Annotated in this window: 18 protein-coding genes; 11 read left to right on the forward strand and 7 right to left on the reverse strand. The window is 75.5% G+C overall.

Annotation, left to right across the window (positions count from 1 at the left end; translation table 11 throughout):
• The first annotated feature begins 69 nt into the window (after positions 1-69).
• Positions 70-2,643, forward strand: coding sequence for an aminopeptidase N (gene pepN / locus ACH499_RS03765; RefSeq protein WP_399013605.1), 2,574 nt, complete (start codon positions 70-72; stop codon positions 2,641-2,643).
• Positions 2,644-2,733: 90 nt separating this feature from the next.
• On the opposite strand, the gene ACH499_RS03770 is transcribed toward pepN, so the two are convergent.
• From ACH499_RS03770 to ACH499_RS03780, 3 genes are read right to left on the reverse strand one after another with little or no spacing between them, the layout of a single operon-like run.
• Positions 2,734-3,639 carry a LysR family transcriptional regulator gene (locus tag ACH499_RS03770; protein ID WP_356196656.1) on the reverse strand — a complete coding sequence of 302 codons (906 nt, stop codon included), beginning with the start codon at positions 3,637-3,639 and terminating at the stop codon, positions 2,734-2,736.
• A 9-nt stretch (positions 3,640-3,648) separates the two neighbouring features.
• Complete coding sequence (locus ACH499_RS03775; protein ID WP_399013815.1) at positions 3,649-4,623, reverse strand: DMT family transporter; 975 nt, start codon at positions 4,621-4,623, stop codon at positions 3,649-3,651.
• A 40-nt stretch (positions 4,624-4,663) separates the two neighbouring features.
• Entirely contained in the window at positions 4,664-5,611 is a 948-nt protein-coding gene (locus ACH499_RS03780) for an EamA family transporter (RefSeq protein WP_399013606.1), read from the reverse strand.
• 135 nt (positions 5,612-5,746) lie between these two features.
• Here ACH499_RS03780 and ACH499_RS03785 point away from each other — a divergent pair, with 135 nt between their 5' ends.
• Entirely contained in the window at positions 5,747-6,268 is a 522-nt protein-coding gene (locus tag ACH499_RS03785) for a MarR family transcriptional regulator (RefSeq protein ID WP_356196651.1), read from the forward strand.
• 123 nt (positions 6,269-6,391) lie between these two features.
• Here ACH499_RS03785 and ACH499_RS03790 read toward each other — a convergent pair whose 3' ends face one another.
• The 3 genes from ACH499_RS03790 to ACH499_RS03800 form a co-directional block, all read right to left on the reverse strand.
• The gene (locus ACH499_RS03790; protein ID WP_356196649.1) at positions 6,392-6,667 is read right to left on the reverse strand and encodes a hypothetical protein; all 276 of its coding nucleotides are present in this window, start codon (positions 6,665-6,667) and stop codon (positions 6,392-6,394) included.
• Between the two features lie 71 nt (positions 6,668-6,738).
• Positions 6,739-8,841, reverse strand: coding sequence for a 4-alpha-glucanotransferase (malQ, locus tag ACH499_RS03795; RefSeq protein WP_356196647.1), 2,103 nt, complete (start codon positions 8,839-8,841; stop codon positions 6,739-6,741).
• Positions 8,842-9,156 (reverse strand): hypothetical protein, encoded by a 315-nt coding sequence (locus tag ACH499_RS03800; RefSeq protein ID WP_356196644.1) that lies wholly within the window; start codon positions 9,154-9,156, stop codon positions 8,842-8,844.
• 339 nt (positions 9,157-9,495) lie between these two features.
• On the opposite strand from ACH499_RS03800, the gene ACH499_RS03805 reads away from it, so the two are divergent.
• The 4 genes from ACH499_RS03805 to ACH499_RS03820 all read left to right on the forward strand — a co-directional run bounded on the left by ACH499_RS03805 (position 9,496) and on the right by ACH499_RS03820 (position 15,125).
• Entirely contained in the window at positions 9,496-12,378 is a 2,883-nt protein-coding gene (locus ACH499_RS03805; RefSeq protein WP_399013609.1) for a beta-N-acetylglucosaminidase domain-containing protein, read from the forward strand.
• A gap of 157 nt (positions 12,379-12,535) precedes the next feature.
• The gene (locus tag ACH499_RS03810) at positions 12,536-13,069 is read left to right on the forward strand and encodes a PadR family transcriptional regulator (protein ID WP_365592335.1); all 534 of its coding nucleotides are present in this window, start codon (positions 12,536-12,538) and stop codon (positions 13,067-13,069) included.
• Positions 13,066-13,761: an ATP-binding cassette domain-containing protein gene (locus ACH499_RS03815; RefSeq protein WP_356196637.1), complete on the forward strand. Its 696-nt coding sequence runs from the start codon at positions 13,066-13,068 to the stop codon at positions 13,759-13,761. Before ACH499_RS03810 ends, ACH499_RS03815 begins: the two co-directional genes overlap by 4 nt.
• Positions 13,758-15,125 carry an FtsX-like permease family protein gene (locus tag ACH499_RS03820; RefSeq protein ID WP_399013612.1) on the forward strand — a complete coding sequence of 456 codons (1,368 nt, stop codon included), beginning with the start codon at positions 13,758-13,760 and terminating at the stop codon, positions 15,123-15,125. Before ACH499_RS03815 ends, ACH499_RS03820 begins: the two co-directional genes overlap by 4 nt.
• A 159-nt stretch (positions 15,126-15,284) precedes the next feature.
• Here ACH499_RS03820 and ACH499_RS03825 read toward each other — a convergent pair whose 3' ends face one another.
• Positions 15,285-15,821, reverse strand: coding sequence for an HNH endonuclease (locus ACH499_RS03825; RefSeq protein ID WP_356196632.1), 537 nt, complete (start codon positions 15,819-15,821; stop codon positions 15,285-15,287).
• 331 nt (positions 15,822-16,152) lie between these two features.
• On the opposite strand from ACH499_RS03825, the gene ACH499_RS03830 reads away from it, so the two are divergent.
• The 5 genes from ACH499_RS03830 to ACH499_RS03850 all read left to right on the forward strand — a co-directional run bounded on the left by ACH499_RS03830 (position 16,153) and on the right by ACH499_RS03850 (position 22,816).
• Positions 16,153-17,247, forward strand: coding sequence for a mechanosensitive ion channel family protein (locus ACH499_RS03830; protein WP_356196629.1), 1,095 nt, complete (start codon positions 16,153-16,155; stop codon positions 17,245-17,247).
• A gap of 445 nt (positions 17,248-17,692) precedes the next feature.
• Entirely contained in the window at positions 17,693-18,904 is a 1,212-nt protein-coding gene (locus tag ACH499_RS03835) for an ROK family protein (protein ID WP_399013614.1), read from the forward strand.
• 43 nt (positions 18,905-18,947) lie between these two features.
• Entirely contained in the window at positions 18,948-20,213 is a 1,266-nt protein-coding gene (locus ACH499_RS03840) for a 6-phospho-beta-glucosidase (RefSeq protein WP_399013615.1), read from the forward strand.
• The gene (locus ACH499_RS03845) at positions 20,204-21,175 is read left to right on the forward strand and encodes an N-acetylglucosamine kinase (RefSeq protein ID WP_399013617.1); all 972 of its coding nucleotides are present in this window, start codon (positions 20,204-20,206) and stop codon (positions 21,173-21,175) included. Before ACH499_RS03840 ends, ACH499_RS03845 begins: the two co-directional genes overlap by 10 nt.
• Positions 21,176-21,367: 192 nt before the next feature.
• Complete coding sequence (locus ACH499_RS03850; RefSeq protein WP_399013619.1) at positions 21,368-22,816, forward strand: hypothetical protein; 1,449 nt, start codon at positions 21,368-21,370, stop codon at positions 22,814-22,816.
• Positions 22,817-22,823: the final 7 nt, after the last annotated feature.

A 22,823-nucleotide genomic window follows, 5' to 3' on the forward strand; every position in this document is an offset into this window, starting at 1 on the left:
CGGACATCGCATTGTGCGCAGGTCACGTGGAAGGATGGCGCAACCCACACATAACGAGGAGATGACCGCGTGCCTGGCACAAACCTGACTCGCGAAGAGGCGCAGCAGCGGGCGAAGCTGCTGACCGTTGACTCGTACGAGATCGATCTCGATCTCACCGGCGCGCAGGAGGGCGGCACCTACCGGTCCGTGACCACGGTGCGCTTCGACGTCGCCGAGGACGGCGCCGAGTCCTTCATCGACCTGGTGGCGCCGGCCGTCCACGAGGTCACGCTCAACGGCGACGCGCTGGACGCCGCCGAGGTGTTCCGGGACTCCCGCATCGCCCTGCCCGGGCTGCTGGAGGGCCGCAACGTCCTGCGTGTGGTCGCCGACTGCGCGTACACCAACACCGGTGAGGGACTGCACCGGTTCGTCGACCCGGTCGACGACCAGGCCTACCTCTACACCCAGTTCGAGGTGCCGGACGCCCGCCGGGTCTTCGCCAGCTTCGAGCAGCCGGACCTGAAGGCGACCTTCCAGTTCACCGTGAAGGCGCCCGAGGGCTGGTCGGTCATCTCCAACTCGCCCACGCCCGAGCCGAAGGACAACGTCTGGTCCTTCGAGCCGACCCCGCGCATCTCGACGTACATCACGGCGCTGATCGTCGGCCCGTACCACTCCGTGCACAGCGTGTACGAGAAGGACGGCCAGTCGGTGCCGCTCGGCATCTACTGCCGCCCCTCGCTCGCCGAGCACCTGGACGCGGACGCCGTCTTCGAGGTGACCCGGCAGGGCTTCGACTGGTTCCAGGAGAAGTTCGACTACGCGTACCCGTTCAAGAAGTACGACCAGCTCTTCGTGCCCGAGTTCAACGCGGGCGCGATGGAGAACGCGGGCGCGGTCACCATCCGCGACCAGTACGTGTTCCGCTCCAAGGTGACGGACGCGGCGTACGAGGTGCGGGCGGCGACGATCCTGCACGAGCTGGCGCACATGTGGTTCGGCGACCTGGTCACCATGGAGTGGTGGAACGACCTGTGGCTGAACGAGTCGTTCGCCACCTACGCCGAGGCCGCCTGCCAGGCCGACGCGCCCGGCTCGAAGTGGCCGCACTCGTGGACGACGTTCGCCAACCAGATGAAGACCTGGGCGTACCGGCAGGACCAGCTTCCGTCCACGCACCCGATCATGGCGGACATCCGCGACCTGGACGACGTGCTCGTCAACTTCGACGGCATCACCTACGCCAAGGGCGCGAGCGTGCTGAAGCAGCTCGTGGCGTACGTCGGTGAGGACGCGTTCTTCCGGGGCGTGCAGGCGTACTTCAAGCGGCACGCGTTCGGCAACACGCGCCTGTCCGACCTGCTGGGCTCGCTGGAGGAGACCTCCGGCCGCGACCTGAAGACCTGGTCGAAGGCGTGGCTGGAGACGGCCGGCATCAACGTGCTGCGCCCGGAGATCGAGACGGACGCGGACGGCGTCATCACCTCCTTCGCCATCCGCCAGGAGGCCCCCGCGCTGCCCGCCGGCGCCAAGGGCGAGCCGACGCTGCGCCCGCACCGCATCGCGGTCGGCGCCTACGACCTGGACGACGACGGCAGGCTGGTGCGCGGGGACCGCGTCGAGCTGGACGTCGACGGGGAGCTGACGGCCGTACCGCAGCTCGTCGGCAAGCCCCGTCCGGCGGTGCTGCTGCTCAACGACGACGACCTGTCGTACGCCAAGGTCCGCCTGGACGAGCAGTCCCTCGCGGTGGTCACCGAGCACCTCGGCGACTTCACCGAGTCGCTGCCGCGCGCCCTGTGCTGGGCGTCGGCGTGGGACATGACGCGCGACGCGGAGCTGGCGACGCGGGACTACCTCTCCCTGGTGCTGTCCGGCATCGGCAAGGAGTCCGACATCGGCGTCGTGCAGTCGCTGCACCGCCAGGTGAAGCTGGCCGTCGACCAGTACGCCGCCCCCACGGCCCGCGAGGCGCTGCTGACCCGCTGGACGGAGGCCACGCTGGCCCACCTGCGGTCGGCCGAGCCGGGCAGCGACCACCAGCTCGCGTGGGCGCGTGCCTTCGCGGCGACGGCCCGGACGCCGGAGCAGCTCGACCTGCTGGACGCGCTGCTGGACGGCGGGGAGACCATCGAGGGCCTGGCCGTCGACACCGAGCTGCGCTGGGCCTTCGTGGAACGGCTCGCGGCCGTGGGCCGGTTCGACGAGGCGGAGATCGCGGCCGAGTACGAGCGGGACCGGACCGCCGCCGGTGAGCGCCACGCCGCCACGGCGCGGGCCGCCCGCCCGACCGAGCAGGCGAAGGCCGAGGCCTGGGCGTCGGTGGTGGAGTCCGACAAGCTGCCGAACGCCGTGCAGGAGGCGGTCATCGCCGGCTTCGTCCAGACCGACCAGCGGGAGCTGCTGGCGCCGTACACGGAGCGCTACTTCGAGGTCCTCAAGGGCGTCTGGGACTCCCGCTCGCACGAGATGGCGCAGCAGATCGCGGTCGGCCTGTACCCGTCGGTGCAGGTGTCCCGGGACACCCTGGACCGCACGGACGCGTGGCTGGCCTCCGCCGAGCCGAACGCGGCCCTGCGCCGCCTGGTCTCGGAGTCCCGCTCGGGCATCGAACGCGCCCTGCGCGCCCAGGCCGCGGACGCGGCGGCGGCCGAGTAGGCGGTGCTTCCCCGAGGGCGCCCGGCCCCGCGCCGGGCGCCCTCGGCGTTCCTGCGGGGCACCCACCCGTGCGGTCGAGGCGGGGCGGGGTCAGGTCTCGCGGTCGGTCGCGGCCCGGCGCAGGGCGTCCAGGACCCTGCTCACCGCGCCGCCCTCCCCCGCGCCCTTGCGGACGGCCGCGACGACGTGGCGGACCGGGCGGTCCTCGCGCAGGTCGCGCATGACCACGCCGGTGCGGGGGACGGCCGCCATGCGGGGCACCAGGGCGACGCCCATGCCCGCCTCGACCATCGCCAGGATCGCCGTCCAGCCGGCCGCCGCGTGGCCCTGGTGGGGGCGGAAGCCGGCGGCCTCGCAGGCGCCGCGGGTGATGTCCGACCAGGGGCCGCTGCCCCCGAAGATCCACGGCTCGGCGGCGAGGTCGGCCAGCCGCAGCCCGGCGGCCCCGGCGAGCGGGTGGTCGCGGGGCAGGGCGACGTCCAGCGGGTCGGCGAGCAGGGGCACGCGGGTGAAGCGGGGGTCGCCCGCGGTGGGCGCCTGCGCGGCCAGGGACAGGGCGAGGTCCACCTCCTGGGCGGCGAGCAGCTCGTACGCCTCCTGCGCCTCGGCCTCCCGCACCCGCACCGTGATGCCGGGACGCGCCGCCCGCAGCGCGGTCACCGCCGGTACGACGAGCGCGGGTACGGCGGTGGAGAAGGCGCCGACCCGCACCTCGCCGGCCTCCCCGTCGACGTATGCCGCCAACTCGGTGTCCGCACGCTCCAGTTGCTCGAAGACCGCCTCGGCGTGCCGCAGGACGAGCCGGGCCGCGTCCGTCAGCCGGACCCGCCGCCCCTGGGCCTGGAGCAGTTCCACCCCGAGCTGCCGGGAGAGGTTGGTGAGCTGCTGGGACACGGCCGACGGCGTCATGTGCAGCGCCTCGGCCGTCGCGGTCACCGTGCCCCGGTCCCGCAGCGTGCTCAGGATCTGGAGCTTGCGGATGTCCCATTCGGCCATGACGGCAACCTACCGGCGTGCCCCCGCACCCAGGACCACCCCCCCGAGGATCAGCGCCATGCACCCGGCCTGCGCCCAGCCGACCGGTTCGGCCAGCAGCACCCAGGACAGCAGGGCCACGCAGACGGGCTGGAGGTAGTAGACGACGCCCGCGCGGGTCGGGCCGATGAGCGAGATCGCCTTGTTCCAGGCGAAGAACGCCACGGCCGAGGAGGCGACGCCGACGTAGAGGAGGGGCAGGACGGTGCCGGGCGTCAGGGCGAAGCCGCCCTGGACGGCGAGGCTGACGCCCTGGGCGGGCAGCAGCAGGACCGTGCCGACCAGGAAGGTGGTGAACAGGAAGGCGGAGCCGTCGAGCCCCGCGGGCCGGCGGCGCAGCAGCGCGCTGTAGGAGCCGAAGCAGCAGGCCGCGGCGATCATCCACAGGTCCCCGGCCGAGAAGGACGCCCCGTCTCCCCCGACCAGCAGCAGCACGCCCGCGCAGGCGATGAGCAGCCCGGCGACCCGGCGGGCCCCGAGCCGAACGCCGCCGGCCCGCTCGTAGACCGCCATCAGCACCGGCGAGGCGGCCATGATCATGCCCATGTTGGCGGCGGGCGTGGTGACTCCGGCCTGGTTGACGAGGGTGTTGTAGACGGTCACGCCGAGCAGGGACGCGAGGACCACGAAGCCGAGGTTGCCGCGGATCAGCGCGCGCTGCCGCCAGGCCGCCCGGGCACCGAAGGGGGCGACGACGGCGAGGGCCACCACCCAGCGCCAGAAGGCGTGCTGGACGGGCGGGACGCTGTCGCCGAGGGCGCGGGAGGTGACGAAGCTGCCGGACCAGACGAGGGTGGCGAGTACGGCGAGCGCGAGGCCGACGGCGACCGGCGCCCCCGGCCTCGGTGTCGCCTGGGCGGCGGGTTCCTCGGCGGTGGACGCCGTGGTGCCGGCCGGGGTGGCGGCGGGTTCGGCTGCGTCTGCGGGGGTCGCGCGGTCGGCTATGGCCACGAAGGTCCTTCCCTGGTCGGAGGCCGGGCTGGCGTCAGCGTCGCAGGCCCGGACCCGTCAGGTCCATCGAATCTTTTCGACGGTTCTTTGAAGGAGAACTGAACGATACGGCCCCCTCGACCCGCCTGGCCGGCAGGAGCTGCCCCGCGACGGTCGCACCGAAGGCCAGGGCCATCCCCGCCAGTTGCACGGGCGTCAGCGCCTGGCCGAGCGCCGCCCAGCCGACGACGGCGGCGGTCAGCGGGGAGAGCGGACCGAGGAAGGTGACCTGGGTGGCGGAGAGCCTGCCCATGCCGCGGAACCAGAGCCAGTACGCCACCGCCGTGTTCGCCAGCGCCAGGTAGAGGTAGCCGCCGATCGCCGGGCCGTCCAGCGCGGGCGGGGCGCCCTCGACCAGGAGCGCGAGCGGTGCGATGAGCAGCCCGCCGGCGGTGAGCTGCCAGCCGGTGAGGGCGAGCGGGCCGACGCCGTCGGGGCGTCCCCACCGCTTGGTGAGGACGGTGCCGAAGGACATGGAGGCGGTGGAGGCGAGGGCCGCGAGCACGCCGAGCGGGTCCAGAGCACCGGCCGCCTTCAGCACGACCAGGCTGACGCCGAACGCGGCGACGACGCCGGTGACGACGGAGCGGGCCGTGGGCCGCTGCCCGAGCAGCAGCGCGGAGAGCCCGACGACGAAGAGCGGGCCGACCGAGCCGACGACGGCGGCCATGCCGCCCGGCAACCGGTACGCGGACAGGAACAGCAGCGGGAAGAACGCCCCGATGTTCAGCGCGCCGAGCACCGCCGCCTTCCCCCACCAGACGCCGCGCGGCAGCACCCGGGCGAGGGCGAGCAGCAGCAGCCCGGCGGGCAGGGCCCGCATCAGACCGGTGAACAGGGGGCGGTCGGCCGGGAGGAACTCGGTGGTGACGGCGTAGGTCGTGCCCCAGGAGATGGGGGCGAGGGCGGTGAGAGCGATGAGGGCGGTGCGGCCGGCGGCCATGGAGGCACCCTTCGGGAGGAGAGCGGGACCGAAGCCCCTGCCCTGATTAGCTCGGTTGAAAGTAGCTTAGCTCTAAGCAAGTTTTCGTCAAGCTACTTTCTTGCGGCCGAGCGGAAGGCCACCGATACTCGTCCCATGACTGAGCACCCCGAACCGAGGCCCGCACAGCGCAGGGACCCCGTCGACGCGATCATCGACCAGTGGGCGGCGGTGCGGCCGGACCTGGACACGGCCGCGATGGAGGTGTTCGGCCGCGTCTACCGGCTCTCGCGCGCCATGGGCGACCGGATCGAGAAGGCGTACGCCGCCTACGGGATCTCACGCGGGGAGTTCGACGTCCTCGCGACCCTGCGCCGCTCCGGTGAGCCCTACGCGCTCTCCCCCCGGCAGCTCTCGGCCACGCTGATGCTCACCACCGGCGGCATGACGGGACGCCTCGACAAACTGGAGCGGGCGGGGCTGCTGAGCCGCTCCCCCGACCCGCACGACCGCCGGGGGCTGCGGGTGACGCTCACCGAGCGGGGACTGCGCCTGGTCGACGAGGCGGTCGGCGCGGGGCTCGCCGTCCAGACGGAGGCGCTGTCCGCCCTGGACGGGGAACGGGCGGCACTGCTGGCCGAGCTGCTGCGGGACCTGCTGCTGGCGACCGAGCGGTAGCTCCCCGGTCCGCCGGTCCGCCCCCGCGCGCCGGCCCCGCACGCACCGAGGGCGCCGGCCCCCGCGCGTACGGCTGGCACGTACGCGCACGGGTCGGCGCCCTCGGTGGGACGGATGTGGGGATCAGGCCTTGGAGTCGGCCCTGGTCTTCACGTTGCGGCTGGTCACGCGGTGCTTCTCCTGGGACCTGTCCAGGACCATGACCAGACCCGCGATGATCACGAACAGCGCGATCGGGGCCAGGACGTAGTAGCCCAGCGTCTCGATGACGCTCAGGCCCGTGCCGGGGTCGTCACCGTCGTCGCGGGTCAGCGCGAGCGCGGGGGACGACATGAGCAGCATCATCAGCGTCGTACCGGCTGCCAGGGCGCCGGCGCGCAGGGCGTTCTTCTTGTCCACGGTGCAAAGTTAGCGAACGGCCGAACGGGACGCGCGCCCGGGGTGCCGTACGGGGCCGGGGGACGGGGTGTTCAGCGGGGCGCGCGGTCCCGCATCACCTCGATCAGGGCGTGCAGGCGCGGGGACGCGGCGAGTTCCTCCAGGGTGACCGGGCGGCCCTGCGCGTCGGCCACGGGCAGGCGCCAGTTGGGGTACTGGTCCCAGGTGCCGGGGAGGTTCTGCGGGCGGCGGTCGCCGACCGTGTCGGGAAGCCAGAGGCCGACCATGCGGGCCGGGGTGCGCAGCAGGAAGCGGTGCACCGCCTGGATCTCCGCCTCCTCCGAGGAGGTGTCGGCACCGCCGGCGGCGCCGTCCAGCAGGCCGAGCCGGGCGAGCTGCTCGAGCCATTCGGCGGTGTCCGTGGCCGCCTCGGCGCGTTCCCGCTCCAGCGGGCGGGTGAGGAGGCCGAGGCGGTCGCGCAGGGCGACGTGCTCGCCGGTGAGCCGGGCGGCGGTGGACGGCAGGTCGTGGGTGGTGGCGGTGGCCAGGCAGTCGGCGCGCCACTGCTCGGGGGGCAGGGGGCGGCCGTCGCCGGCCCAGTCGCGTTCGAACCAGAGCACCGAGGTGCCGAGCACCCCGCGGTCGCGCAGCGTCTCGCGCACGCCGGGTTCCACGGTGCCGAGGTCCTCGCCGATGACGACGGCGCCGGCCCGGGTGGCCTCCAGGACGAGCACGGCGAGCAGGGCCTCGGCGTCGTAGCGGACGTAGGTGCCCTCGGTGGGCGGGTGGCCCTCCGGGACCCACCAGAGCCGGAACAGGCCCATGACGTGGTCGATGCGCAGGGCGCCGGCGTAGCGGAACAGGCCGCGCAGCAGGCGACGGAAGGGCGTGTAGCCGCACTCGGCCAAGCGGTCGGGGCGCCAGGGCGGCAGGCCCCAGTCCTGGCCGCGGGCGTTGAAGGCGTCGGGGGGCGCGCCGACCGACATGCCGGCGGCGAAGTACTCCTGCTGGGCCCAGGCGTCGGCGCCCCTCGGGTGCACGCCGACGGCGAGGTCGTGGACGATCCCGACCGGCATCCCGGCCTCGCGGGCGGCGCGCTGGGCGGCGGTGAGCTGGGTGTCGGTGAGCCAGGCGAGGCGGGAGTGGAAGTCGACGCGGTCCATCAGCTCGCCGCGGGCGCGGGCGGTGCCGTCCGAGCGCGGGTCGCGCAGGGCCTCGGGCCAGCGGTGCCAGTCGGGGCCGTGGACCTCGGCGAGCGCGCACCAGGTGGCGTGGTCCTCCAGGGCGGTGCCCTGTTCGGCGAGGTAGTCGCAGTAGGCGGCGCGGCGGCCGGGCCCGAGGGGCACCTCGCCCAGCAGTTCCAGGGCGGCGCGCTTGAGGTCCCAGACGGCGTCCCGGTCGATGAGGGCGCCCTCGCCGAGCACGGCCCCGCGCAGCCGTCCGGCGCGTTCCCGCAGCGTGCGCAGGGGTGCGGGGTCGGCGACGTAGGCGTACTCGGGCACGTCCTCGACGCGCAGGTGGACGGGGTCGGGGAAGCGCCGGGAGGAGGGCCGGTAGGGGGAGGGGTCGGTGGGGGCGCCGGGGACGGCCGCGTGCAGGGGGTTGACCTGGACGAACCCGGCGCCGAGGGAGCGTCCCGCCCAGGCGGCCAGTTCCCCGAGGTCGCCGAGGTCGCCCATGCCCCAGGAGCGGTGGGACAGCAGGGAGTAGAGCTGGACGAGGAGTCCGTAGGAGCGTCCGGTGGGGGCGGGCAGCCGGTCGGGGGCGACGATCAGGTGGGCGTGGGCCGCCCGGCCGTCGGGCGCGGTGGCGGTCACCCGGTGGTAGCCCGGCGGGAGCCGCCCGGCGTCGGTGCGCGTCTCGCCCTGCTCGGTCTCGACGCGCAGCCGGGTGCCCTCGGGCAGCGCGGCCAGGGCGGCCGGGGTGCCGCCGCCGGCGCGGGCCGCGACGGTGGGCGGCAGCAGGCGTTCGCGCAGTTCGTCCTCGCGGGCGGCGAGCGCGGCCCGCACCTCCGCGGGCCCGCCCGCGTCGACGCCGAGGGCGGCCAGGGCGAGGGTGACGGCCGTGGCCGAGGCCGCGACGGTGCGCTCCGGGGACGGGCTGTAGGACGTGGCGACGCCGTGCAGTGCGGCGAGCCTGGTCAGTTCCTCGGGCAGGTCCTCGGTGGGGGGCTCGGCCGGCCGGACATCTGTCATCTACGGCCTCGAAGCCCTCGTCGGTTCCGGTACGGCGAAGGACGGGCCGCCCTGCTCGGGCACGACCGCGGTGAGTTCCGGGGAGGATTCGCTGGTCAGCGGGACGGCGTCGGCGAACGGCGACTCGCTGGTGAGGGGTTCGGCGTCGGGCAGCGGCGGTTCGCTGGTCAGCGGGGTCTCGGCGGTGCTGCCGGTGGCACCGAAGACGCAGTAGTGGGGGGTGCCGGAGTCGGCGGAGGGCTCCGCCCAGGGGGTGGACGGCTCCGCCACGGGTTTGGAAGGGGCCGGGAGCAGCAGGGGTGCCATGACGGCCACGGAGGTCTCCTTCGTGTCGCGTGCGCTAGTCGGTGGGTTACGGCAGCCCTACCCAGTCGGCGCGCGGACAGACGCCCCCGGACGGACAACGTGACCCTGGTCACATTCTGCCCTCGGCAAACGCTTCCGGTTCAGGGAAGGGGGCGCCGGGCTCGCCGCCGGTCCGGGCAAACCGGTCACAGCGGCCACCGTCGTTGACACCGCCACCACCCGAGTGGTGGGCTCACTCGTGATCCAGACGTGACACAGGCGTGATGTGGCGGGCGTGACGCCCCCGCGACACGGCCGGCGCGGCACCCCCGGCGGGCGGGGCCGCCCGGCGACGAGCAGGAGGGGTCCGTGCAGCCACGGGGCAGGAGGAGGGCGACGGCCCTCGCGTTGGCCGTCCTCGCCACGAGCCTGGGCGCGGTGGGCGTCGCCCCCGCCGCGACGGCCGGCCCGTCCTCGCCCGCGGGCCCGGCGTCCGCGTCGCCCGGCCGGGCGGCCGGCGCCGGTGTCGCGGTGTGGCCGCGTCCGCAGTCCCTGCGCCCGAACGGCGCCGCCGTACGGGTCACCGAAGAGGTCGCGCTGATCACGGACGCGGCGGCGGACCCGTACGCCGTCGACGCCCTGCGCGCGCTGCTGCGCGGGGCGGGCGCGCGCAGGGTCACGACGCCGGCGGCCGGTGAACGCCCGCCCTCCGGGGCGCTGGTGGTGCGTGCGGGGACCGAGGAACCCGCCGCCGGCTCCCGGCGCGGACTGCCGTCCGGCGGGTACCGCCTGACGGTCGGGAGCGGCGGCGTCACCCTGGCCGGGACGGGCCCGGACGGCCTGTTCCACGCCGTGCAGACACTGCGCCAGCTCGTCCGGCCGGGCGACGGGACGCTCGCGGCGGTGGTCGTCGAGGACTGGCCCGGCACCGCCGTGCGCGGGATCACCGAGGGCTTCTACGGCACCCCGTGGACGCACCAGGAGCGGCTGGCGCAACTGGACTTCCTGGGCCGCACCAAGCAGAACCGCTACCTCTACGCCCCCGGCGACGACCTCTACCGGCAGGCCCGCTGGCGCGAGCCCTACCCGGCCGACCAGCGGACCCGGTTCCGGGAGCTGGCCGAGCGGGCCCGCGCCAACCACGTCACGCCGGCCTGGGCGGTGTCGCCGGGCCAGGCCATGTGCTTCTCCTCGGCCGAGGACGTACGGGCGCTGGCGGGGAAGCTGGACGGCATGTGGGCGCTGGGTTTCCGGGCGTTCCAGCTCCAGTTCCAGGACGTCAGCTACAGCGAGTGGCACTGCGGCGCGGACGCCCGGGAGTTCGGCTCCGGGCCCGGTGCGGCGGCGCGGGCGCAGGCGCGGGTGGCGAACGCGGTCGCCCGGCACCTGGCCGAACGGCATCCCGGGGCGCCCGTCGATCTGACCGTGATGCCGACCGAGTACTACCAGGACGGCCCGACCGCCTACCGCCGGGCGCTGGCCGCGGCCCTGGACGACCACGTCCAGGTGGCGTGGACCGGGGTCGGCGTGGTGCCCCGGACCATCACGGGCCGCGAACTGGCCGAGGCCCGCGAGGTGTTCGGGCATCCGCTCGTCACCGTGGACAACTACCCGGTCAACGACTACGCCCCCGGCCGTCTCTTCCTCGGCCCCTACCAGGGCCGCGAACCGGCGGTCGCGGCCGGCTCGGCCGCGCTGCTCGCCAACGCGATGGAGCAGGCGGAGGCGTCCCGCATCCCGCTGTTCACCACCGCCGACTACGCCTGGAACCCGCGCGCCTACCGCCCCGGCGAGTCCTGGCGGGCCGCGATCGACGACCTCGCGGGCGGTGACGCGCGGCGCGGACGCGCGCTGACGGCGCTGGCCGGCAATGACGCGTCCTCGGTGCTCGGCACCGAGGAGTCGGCGTATCTGAGGCCGGCGATCGAGGCGCTTTGGCGGGAGGGCTCGGGCGGGCCGGCGGAGCGGCGGCTGCGGGCGGAGTTCGAGGTGCTGCGCACGCTGCCCGAGCGGCTGCCCGGCGCCCTGGCCGCCGAGGTGGCCCCCTGGTCGCGGCAACTGGCCCGCTACGGCGAGGCCGGCACGACGGCGCTCGACATGCTGCGCGCCCAGCACGACCACGACGCCGCGGCGGCCTGGACGGCGTACCGGCACCTGGCCGACCTGCGCGAGCGGCTCGGCGACGCACCGGTGACGGTGGCGGAGGGCGTGCTGGACCCGTTCCTGCGGCGGGCCGGGCAGGCGTACGAGGCGTGGGCCGGCCTGGACCGGAAGCCGGACGCCGGGCAGGGCGGCTCGGTCCGCTTCGCGCACGCACGGCCGCTGGCGTCGGTGACGGTGCTGGCGGAGCCCGGCACGCACGGCGAGGTCGAGGTCCGCTCCCCCGGCGGCGCGTGGCGGCGCGTCGGGGCGCTGGCGGAGGGCGGCGCCACCGAACTCGCCGTGGCCCGGGAGGCGGAGGCGGTCCGGGTGACCGGCCCGGACACCGGCCGGGTCCGCCACGTGGTCCCGTGGTTCGGCGACGGTGCCGACGCCTCCCTGGACCTTCCGGGCACGAGGACGGACCCCGGGGCGGGCGCGGTCACGGACGCGGAGATCGGCGCCGCCGGGCGCCTCACGGTCCGGCTGGGCTCGCAGCGGCCCCGGGACGTGCGCGGCACGCTCACCGCCGAGGCGCCGAAGGGCGTGGACGTCCGCGTCCCCGAGGGCGCCCTGACGCTGCCGCGCGGCCGGCGGGTGGACGTGCCGGTGGAGGTGCGGGTGGCGCCGGGGACACCCGCGCGGCCGTACGCCGTCCGGCTCTCCTTCGGCGGCGCGAGCCGCACCCTCACCGTCCGCGCGTTTCCGCGTACCGCCGGCCCCGACGTGGCCCGCGCGGGCACGGCGCGCTCCTCCGCGGACGAGACGCCCGACTTCCCGGCACGGGCGGCGAGCGACGGCGACGGCCGGACGCGTTGGTCGTCCCCGGCCGACGACGGCGCCTGGTGGCAGGTGGAGTTCGCCCGGCCGGTGCGGCTCGGGCGGGTCGTACTGAGCTGGCAGGACGCGTACGCCTCCGCGTACCGCGTCCAGGTCTCCGCGGACGGCCGCCGGTGGCGCACCGCGGCGTCGGTGCGGGACGGGCGGGGCGGCCGGGAGAGCGTCCGCATGGACGAGCGGGACGTGCGGTTCGTGCGGGTGCAGGGCGAGAAACGGGCGACGCGGTACGGGTATTCGCTCTGGTCGGTGGAGGCGTACGCCGTGGCGGACTGAGGCCCCCGGGCCCCGCCCGGTCCTCGGCCCCCCGCCCCGCCCGGCTTCCCCGCTCCCGCCCTCCCCCCGATCCCGCCGGGCCCGGCGCGGCACTGTGCGGAAACTTTTCCGGGCCGACTATTCACTCAGTACATGTACGTGATGAATACTTGGCGCCATGAGCACCCGTCACATCCTGCTGGGGCTGCTCGCCTCGGGACCGAGCCATGGCTACGACCTGAAGCGGCGCCACGACGAACGCTTCCCGCAGGCCCGCCCGCTGGCCTACGGGCAGGTCTACACGACCCTTCAGCGCCTGGTGCGGGACGGCCTCGCGGAGGTCGAGGGCACCGGGTCGGACGGCGGCCCGGAGCGGACGGCGTACCGCGCGACCGAGGACGGCCTCGGCGAACTGGCGCGCTGGGCCGGGGAGGTCGCACCGCCCGCGCCCTTCGTGACGAACGAGATCTTCGCCAAGGTCGTCGTCTCGATCCTCACCGGCGGTGACGCGGACGCCTATCTGCTGGCCCAACGCGCCGCCCACATGGGGCGGATGCGGGAGCTCACGGCGCTGAAGACGGCCCCGGGCGCGGATCTGACGACCGTGCTCTCGGCCGACTACGCCCTCAACCACCTCGACGCCGACCTCCGTTGGATGACGACCACGGCGGCCCGGCTCACCACGTTGACCGCGGAGGTCTGCACGACATGACGAACGGCGACACGAGCGGGCCGCTGCTCGCGGCCACCGGCCTGGTGAAGGCGCACGGCAGGACGCCCGCCCTGCGCGGCGCCGGTGCCGAACTGCGGGCCGGCGAGATCCTCGCCGTCACCGGGGCCAGCGGCAGCGGGAAGTCGACGCTGCTGCACTGTCTGGCCGGCATCGTCCGCCCGGACGCCGGCACGGTGACGTACGCCGGGCAGCGGCTGGACGGGCTGCCGGAGAAGCGGCTGAGCGAGCTGCGGCGCACGGAGTTCGGTGTGGTCTTCCAGTTCGGGCAGCTCGTCCCGGAGCTGACGGCCCTGGACAACGTGGCGCTGCCGCTGATGCTGGCCGGCACCGGCCGGGCCGAGGCACGGGCGCGGGCCGCCGAGTGGCTGGAGCGGTTCGGGGTGCGCGGGCAGGAGGAGGCGCGGCCGGGCGAGATGAGCGGGGGCCAGGCGCAGCGGGCGGCGCTGGCGCGGGCCCTGGTAACCGGGCCCCGGGTGGTCTTCGCGGACGAGCCGACGGGCGCGCTGGACTCGCTGGCGGCCGAGCAGGTGATGACCGCGCTGTCGCGGGTCTCCCGCGAGTCGGGCACGGCGGTGCTGCTGGTCACCCACGACGCGCAGGTGGCGGCGTACGCGGACCGCGAGGTCCGGCTGCGGGACGGGGCCCCGGCGCCGCTGGAGGTGGCGGCGTGAGCGGGTTCGGCGCCTCGGTGCTCTCCGACGCCCGGCTGGCCCGGCAGCTCCTGCGCGGCTCCGACCGGCGGGAGTGGTGGCGGATCGCCCTCACGGCGGTGGGGGCGGCGCTCGCCACGGGCTTCGCGCTCGCGGCCGTCGTCCTGGCGACGGTCCCGGACGGCCACACCGTGTCCCTCTTCCACGGCCTGCTGAGCGAACCCGGCACACGCTCCGGGGTCATCGCCGGCCTGCTGCTCCTGCTGGTCCCGGTGCTGGCCTTCCTCGGCCAGTGCGCCCGGATCGGCGCCGTGCACCGGGACCGGCGGCTCGCCGGGCTGCGGCTGGCCGGGGCGACGCCGTGGCAGGTGCGGCGGATCGCGGCCCTGGAGACCGGGCCGGCCTGTCTGGCGGGCTCGGCGGTGGCGACCGCCGGCTCGGTGCTCGTGCTGCTGAGCCTGTGGACCGCGCCGACCGGACCGACCTGGGCGGGTGTCGCGGTGGTCGCCGTCGGCGTGCCGGTGCTGGGCACGGCCGCGGGCGCGCTGGCGCTGCGCCGGGTGGTGGCGTCGCCGCTGGGCCGGGTGCGCCGCGTGGGTCCGGTCACGGGCCGGGGGCCGGTGCTGCTGAGCCTGTCCGCGCTGGTGGTGTCGGCGGGGGTGGGGGTGCTCGCCCTGACCGCGCAGCGGGGCCCGGGTCCCCGGTCCGCCTGGCAGGCACCGCTGGGCGTGTCCTGCCTGGTCCTCGCGTTCGGCGCGGGCTCGGTGTGGCTGGCCGGCGCGGTGGCGCGGGCGACGGGGCGGCTGATCGCCCGGCGGGCCCGGAGCGCGGCGCCGCTGATCGCGGCGGAACGGCTGCGGGAGGACCCGTGGGCCCCCGCCCGTACGCACGCCGCCCTGCTGGTGGTGACGGTCGCCGCGACGGCCTTCCTCGGCATCCGGCACACCATGCTCACCGGGCTGCGCTCCGACGAGCAGACCGGTGCCGACGCGGCGTACTACACGACCGGCCTGGACCTGACCGGCGCCGCGCTCCTCGTCGCCCTCCTGATCGCCCTGTCGGGGCTCGCCGTGGGCACCGCGGAGTCGCTGGCCACCCGGCGCCGGACGCTGGCCGCCCAGGTCGCCGCCGGGGTGCCGCGCGCCGTGCTGAACCGGGCCCTGCTGCTGGAGACCGCCCTCCCGCTCGCCCCCGCCCTGCTGCTGGCCGGCGCCGGCGGCACCGCGGCCGGCCTCTGGTACTCCTCGCTCACGGGCGACGGGACGCTGCCGTGGACGGCCGCGCTGGTCGCGCCGTCGGTGTACGCCTCCTGCCTGCTGGCGGCGGCGACGGCACTGCCCCTGCTGGGCCGCACGGTACGGCCGGGGGAACTGCGGTACGCGTGAGGGGTGCGGGCGGAACGCCCCGCGCACCGCGCCGAGAACCGCCGGGCCCACGCCGCAACCGGCGTCCCGGGCCGGCCGGGACCGCTCCCGGCGCCCGGCCCCCGAGGGACCGGGAACGCCGGGCGGGACCGGCCCGGGGTGCGGAAAGGCCCGGATCGGTCAGGCCGATATGCCGTCGATCCGGGCCATCGCGTCGTCCGCGCCGTACGGCTGCAAGTACGGCAGCCAGCGCGGATCCCGATGGCCCGTGCCGATGATGCGCCAGGCCAGACCCGTCGGCGGGGCGGGCTTGTGGCGCAGGCGCCAGCCCAGCTCGACCAGGTGCCGGTCGGCCTTGACGTGGTTGCAGCGGCGGCAGGACGCGACCACGTTGTCCCACACGTGCTGGCCGCCGCGGCTGCGCGGGACGACGTGGTCGACGCTGGTGGCCACGCCACCGCAGTACATGCACCGGCCTCCGTCGCGCGCGAACAGCGCACGCCTGGTGAGAGGGACGGGCCCCCGGTAGGGGACCCGCACGAATCGCTTGAGCCGGACCACGCTGGGTGCGGGGACGGTGACGGTCGCGCTGTGCAGGAAGGCGCCGGACTCCTCGAGGCACACGGCCTTGTTCTCGAGGACGAGGACGAGCGCGCGGCGGAGCGGTACGACGCCGAGTGGCTCGTACGACGCGTTGAGAACCAGGACATGCGGCACGGATGCCTCCTTGTACGCCGGCGGCGCGTGGCTCGCGCCGGGACGATCCGTAGTCAGTCTCCCCTCATGCCTGGTGGACGCGCCACCATGTCCCGGTAACGGGCTGGGAGTGTTTTCGACCACACCTGATGCATCCCCCGCTTCCTGACCAGTTCAAGCGGGGGTGAGCACGGTCTCTCCCGCGGACTTCACGCCGATCCCCACAAGGTGCCCCGTTAGTGTGGTTGTCCTGCCCGTCCGGTGACCTTCCCGTGACCTCGGACCAGACCCCTGGACCACGGTCGCCCGGTCGCGCGCCGCGGACGGGCCGTCGCACCTGGAGGTATCCGCCGTGTCCTTGTCCGCCGCCGTCCTGCCGGCCGCCGGTGAGCCGCCGTCACCCTCGCCGTCCCCGACGGCCCCGGCGGTGCCCACGCTCCAGGACGCCCAGGAGCACGCGACGAACGCCGCGAGCTGGGTGGAGCAGAACTGGTCGACGTGGCTCGCGATCGGGCTGCGGGTGGTGCTGATCCTGGTGATCGCCACGGTTCTGCGGGCGGTGGTCCGGCGGGCGATCACCAAGCTGATAGACCGGATGAACCGCACCGCGGGCGCGGTGGACGGCACCGCGCTGGGCGGGCTGCTGGTGAACGCCGAGCGCCGCCGGCAGCGGTCGCAGGCCATCGGCTCGGTACTGCGGTCCGTGGCCAGCTTCCTCATCCTCGGCACCGCGGCCCTGATGATCCTCGGCACGTTCCAGATCAACCTGGCCCCGCTGCTGGCGTCCGCCGGTGTCGCGGGCGTGGCGATCGGTTTCGGCGCCCGCAACCTGGTCACCGACTTCCTCTCCGGCGTCTTCATGATCCTGGAGGACCAGTACGGCGTCGGCGACACCGTCGACGCGGGCGTGGCCTCCGGCGAGGTGATCGAGGTCGGGCTGCGCGTGACCAAGCTGCGCGGCGCCGACGGCGAGATCTGGTACGTCCGCAACGGCGAGGTCAAGCGGATCGGCAACCTCTCCCAGGGCTGGTCGACGGCCGGCGTGGACGTGACGGTCCGCTCCGACGAGGACCTGGACAAGGTGAAGCAGACCATCGACGCGGTCGCCGAGCGGATGAGCAAGGAGGAGCCCTGGAACGAGATGCTCTGGGGCCCGATCGAGGTGCTCGGCCTGGACAGCGTCCTGCTGGACTCGATGGTCGTGCGGGTCTCGGCGAAGACCATGCCCGGCAAGTCCCTCACCGTGGAGCGCGAGCTGCGCTGGCGCATCAAGCGGGCCTTCGACGCGGCCGGCATCGCCATCGTCGGCGGTGCCACGGTCCCGGTGGACGGCACCACGGCGGCCGACCCGACCGCGGGCGTCGCCGCCCCGTCGGCGTACGCGAGCACCGTGTCGCCGCAGTCGGTGGCCGCGTCCCCGATCCCCCCGCCGAGCACCACGAAGTAGCTCCGCCGGCCACCCTTCCCGCCCCCGGCACGACCACCGCGTCGCCCCGGGGGCGGTCTGTTTCCTCACGGGCAGCGGGGTCCTTCGCGCGGCCCACCGGGACTCGCCCTGGCGCCCGCGGGGCCGTCCCGGCGCGGTCCGCCGGGACGGCCTCTTCCCGCGCTCCACCGGGACAGGCCCTCCCGCGCTCCGCAGGGGCGGTTCCTGGCGCGGAGGGCGGGGACGGCTGCTGGCGAGGCCCGCCGGAACGGCCGCTCGGCCGGGGCCCTCCTCGGCGCGTCCCGTCGGGGACGGCCAGTCGGAGCGGTCCACCGGTACGTGCCCCGCGGCCCGCCGGGCAGTCTCCGCGCGGTCCGCGTCGGGCCCTTGACGGCTCGCGCCCGGCGGGCCTACCTTCCTCAGCCAACAGGAAAGTTTCCTAACAGTGGGCAGGTGCGGCGCACACATGGCAGGAACCGTCGGTACGCCCGGCACACCGCGCGTGCTGCGCGCCATGAACGACCGGGCCGCCCTGGACCTGCTCCTGGAGCACGGGCCGCTCTCCCGCACCCGGATCGGCAAGCTCACCGGCCTGTCCAAGCCGACCGCCTCCCAGCTCCTGGCCCGCCTGGAGGCGGCGGGACTGGTGCTGGCGGGCGGCACCACCGAGGGCCGCCCGGGGCCCGGCGCCCGGCTCTACGAGGTCAACCCGGCCGCCGGGTACGCCGCCGGACTCGACGTCACCGCGGACCGCCTCCTCGCCGCCGTCGCCGACCTGACCGGCCGCACGGTCGGCCGGTACGAACTGCCCGTCCCCCCGAGGCGCGCCGCCGTCCCCGTCGTCCGGCAGGTCACCGACGCCCTGGACGGCGCGGCGGAGGCCGCCGGACTCTCCCTCGACGACGTGCGCCGCCTGGTCGTCGGCACGCCGGGCGCCTTCGACCCGAACACCGGACGGCTGCGCTACGCCGCCCACCTGCCCGGCTGGCACACCCCGAGCCTCCTGGACGACCTCGCCGCCGCCCTTCCGATGCCGGTCGAGTACGAGAACGACGTGAACCTCGTCGCCCTCGCCGAGCAGCGCCTCGGCGCGGCCCGCGGCCACGAGGACTTCGTGCTCCTGTGGAACCAGCAGGGCCTCGGCGCCGCCCTGGTCCTCGGCGGCCGGCTGCACCGCGGCTGGACCGGCGGCGCGGGCGAGGTCGGCTTCCTGCCCGTGCCGGGTGCCCCGCTGGTGCGCCAGGTCGCGCGCACCGGCAGCGGCGGCTTCCAGGAGCTGGCCGGATCCCAGGCGGTGTCGCGCCTCGCCCGCGACCTCGGCATCGCCCCGGTTCCCTCCGGCCCGCCCCCCGAGGCCGCCGCCCTGCTCGCGCGGGCCGCCGGGGCCGGCGCCGACGAGCCGCACCGGCGCCTCCTCGACGCGTACGCCACCCGCCTGGCGACCGGTCTGGCCTCCCTCGTCTCCGTCCTCGACCCCGAACTGGTCGTCCTCAGCGGCACCTCGCTCACCTCCGGCGGGGAGGTGCTGCGCGACCTGGTGCGCGACGAGCTGGCCGAACTGGCCGCCTCCCGGCCCCGGCTCGTCCTCGGCTCCGTCACCGAGCACCCCGTCCTGCGCGGCGCGCTGGAGAGCGCGCTGGCGGCCACCCGCGACGAGGTCTTCGACACCTCGCGCTGACCCCGTACCAGGCCCCGTACCCCAGCGAAGGGTTGATGTCCCCATGAAGCTCACCGTGGTCGGCGGCGGTTCGACCTACACCCCCGAACTCGTGGACGGGTTCGCCCGTCTGAGGGACACCCTGCCGGTCGAGGAGCTGGTCCTCGCCGACCCGGCGGCGGACCGGCTCGAGCTGGTCGGGGGTCTCGCCCGCCGCATCTTCGCCAGGCAGGGACACGACGGCCGCATCGTCACCACCGGTGACCTGGACGCGGCCGTGGACGGCGCCGACGCGGTCCTGCTCCAGCTCCGCGTCGGCGGGCAGGCGGCCCGCGAGCGGGACGAGACCTGGCCGCTGGAGTGCGGCTGCGTCGGGCAGGAGACCACCGGCGCGGGGGGCCTGGCCAAGGCGCTGCGCACGGTGCCGGTGGTGCTGGACATCGCCGAACGCGTCCGCCGCGCCAACCCGGACGCCTGGATCATCGACTTCACCAACCCGGTCGGCATCGTGACCCGCGCCCTGCTCCAGGCCGGTCACAAGGCGGTCGGCCTGTGCAACGTGGCGATCGGGCTCCAGCGCAAGTTCGCCGCGCTGCTCGGGACGGCGCCCGCCGGCGTGCACCTGGACCACGTGGGCCTGAACCACCTCACCTGGGAGACCGCCGTCCGCCTCGGCGGCCCCGGGGGCGAGGACGTCCTGCCCCGGCTGCTGGCCGAGCACGGCGACACCGTGGCCGCCGACCTCCGCCTGCCCCGCCCGCTGCTGGACCGCCTCGGCGTCGTCCCGTCCTACTACCTGCGCTACTACTACGCGCACGACGAGGTGGTGGACGAGCTGCGCACCAAGCCGTCCCGCGCCGCCGAGGTCGCCGCGATGGAGCGGCGCCTGCTGGAGATGTACGCCGACCCCGCCCTGGACGAGAAACCGGCGCTGCTGGCCAAGCGCGGCGGCGCCTACTACTCGGAGGCGGCCGTGGACCTCGCGGCGGCCCTGCTCGGCGGCGCCGGCTCCCCGTACCAGGTGGTGAACACCCGCAACGGCGGCACGCTGCCCTTCCTGCCCGACGACGCGGTCATCGAGACGCAGGCCGCGGTGGGCCGCGGGGGCGCGACGCCCCTGGCCGTGCCGTCCGTGGACCCGCTGTTCGCGGGGCTGATGGCGAGCGTGACGGCGTACGAGGACCTGGCGCTGGACGCTGCCCTGCGCGGCGGCCGGCAGCGGGTGTTCCGGGCGTTGCTCGCCCACCCCCTCGTCGGCCAGTACACCTACGCCGAGCGGCTCACCGACCTGCTGGCCGCCAACAACCGGGAGCACCTGACGTGGGCGTGAGCGCGAGCGTCCTCGCCGTGGACGCGGGCAACAGCAAGACCGACGTGGCGGTCGTGGCGGCGGACGGGCAGGTCCTCGCCACGGCCCGCGGCGGAGGGTTCCGGCCCCCGGCCGTGGGCGTCGGCCCGGCCGTGGACGGCCTCGCGGAGACGGTGGCGCGCGCCTTCGCCGCGGCCGGCGTGACCGGCGTCGGCCATGTCTCGGCGTGCCTCGCCAACGCCGACCTGCCCGTGGAGGAGGAGGAACTGTCCGCCGCGCTGCACGCGCGCGCGTGGGGGACGAGCGTGGAGGTGCGCAACGACACCTTCGCCATCCTGCGGGCCGGTGTGACCGAGCCGCGCGGCGTCGCGGTGGTCTGCGGCGCCGGCGTCAACTGCGTCGGCATGCGCCCCGACGGCCGCACCGCCCGCTTCCCGGCCCTGGGGCGGATGTCCGGCGACTGGGGCGGCGGCTGGGCCCTGGCCGAGGAGGCGCTGTGGCACGCGGCCCGCGCGGAGGACGGGCGGGGCGAGCCGACCGAGCTGGCACGGGCCCTGCCGGCGCACTTCGGGCTGGACTCCGTGCACGCCCTGATCGAGGCCCTGCACCTGCGGCGCATCGAGCCGGTGCGCCGCCACGAGCTGACCCCCGTCCTGTTCGCCACGGCGGCCGGCGGCGACCGCGTGGCCGGCGCGCTGGTCGACCGGCAGGCCGACGAGGTGGTGGCCATGGCCACGGTGGCGCTGACCCGGCTCGGCCTGCTGGGCGAACCGGTGCCGGTCCTGCTCGGCGGCAGCGTCCTGGCCGCACGGCACCCCCGGCTCGACGGCCGGATACGGGAGCTGCTGGCGACCCGCGCGCCCATGGCGGTGCCGAGGGTGGTGACGGCTCCCCCGGTGCTGGGCGCGGTGCTGCTCGGGCTGGACCGGACGGGGGCGGACGAAGGGGCGCACGAGCGGGCGCGGGCACACTTCGGCGCCTGAGCGGCCCCGAGGGGAACCGATCCGGTTCGGCGGACGTATTCATGGGCAGGGGCTGAGGAGTTCCACCGGCCGGGCACCGCCGGGGAGGGGGTGCCCGGTGCCGCGATCGCAGCGGGATCGGGCGAAGGCCGGTGCGAAGCCCGGTGCGGGGCGCGATACTTGCGGCGACGGATGACCATGGGGGAGGTCAGAGTGACTCGACCGCCGGAGGGCAGCGCGGCGCCGCCGCCGGGCGCGGGCACGCCCGCGCCGCCCGCAGTGCCGCCCCGGTCCCTGCCCCCGCAGCGCTCCGGCGGGGTCCCTGCCTCCTCCCCGCCGCCCGCGCCCCGGCGCACCGCGTTCGCCGAGGGCCTGGACCGCCTGCGCGCCGCGGCCACCACCGAGCCCGGCCGGCTGCGCGTCATCGGCGCCGTGCTCGCCGCGCTCGTGATCGCCTTCGGCGCCGTCACCGCCTGGCAGACGAGCGAGCGGTCCGCCGCCGCGGACGACGTGCTCCACCGCAGCCAGCCGCTCAGCTCCGCCGCCGCCGACATCTACCGCTCCCTCGCGGACGCCAACACCGCGGCCTCCAGCGGCTTCCTCGCCGGCGGCCAGGAGACCAAGGCGTCCCGCGACCGGTACGAGAAGGGCGTCCGCACGGCCGCCGAGAAGCTGGTGAAGGCCGCCGCCGGCTCCGACGCGGACTCCCCCGCCGGGAAGACCGTCGCCGAACTCAACCGCCTGCTGCCCGAGTACAAGGGCCTGATCGAGCGCGCCCGCACCTACAACCGCCAGGGCTTCCCGGTCGGCGGCGCCTATCTGCGGTACGCCAACGAGAAGATGCAGCGGCAGATGCTCCCGGCGGCGGAGGATCTCTACACGAGCGAGAAGGACCGGCTGAGCGACGACTACGCCGACGCCGAGCCGTACCCCTGGGCGGCGATCGCCCTCGGCGTGCTCGCGCTCGCGGCCCTCGGATGGGCGCAGCACCGCACCTACCGGCGCACCAACCGGGTCCTGAACCACGGCCTGGCCGCCGGGACGGCCGCCACCGTGATCGTCCTGCTCTGGCTGGTCGTCGGCCACAGCGTCGCCCGGTCCGGCCTGGGCGCCTCCGACACCCACGGCGTGCGCTCGCTCAACGCCCTGCACGAGGCCCGCATCGCCTCCCTGAAGGCGCGGGGCAACGAGAACCTCACGCTCGTGGCGCGCGGCGCGCAGACCAAGAAGGTCGGCGGCACGACGTACGACGCGTACGACTACGACTTCGGCAAGAACATGGGCACCCTCGCCAAGGGCCTGGCCGAGGCACGCCGGCTCGCCGACGACGACGCGGGCGGCAAGCCGGTCGCGGCGGCCGCGAGCGACATGACGGAGTGGAAGAAGCGCCATGCGGCGGCCCGCGAGCAGGACGAGAGCGGCAACTACCGTCAGGCGCTGGACCTGGTGATCGGCGACAAGGGCGCCACCGTCGAGTGCTTCGACGGGGTGGACGCCTCGCTGGCCGAGGCCATCGCGCACGAGGAGGCCGAGTTCCGCACGGCGGCGGGCGACGGTCTGGGCGCGATGAACCACCTGCCCGAGGGCGGCGCCGTCCTCGCCGTGCTGGGCGCGGCCGCCGCGCTGCTGGGCATCGGCCGCAGGCTGTCGGAGTACCGGTGAGGCGGGA

It is taken from the genome of Streptomyces sp. NPDC018947 (genome assembly GCF_044390505.1).
Classification (GTDB): Bacteria; Actinomycetota; Actinomycetes; order Streptomycetales; family Streptomycetaceae; genus Streptomyces.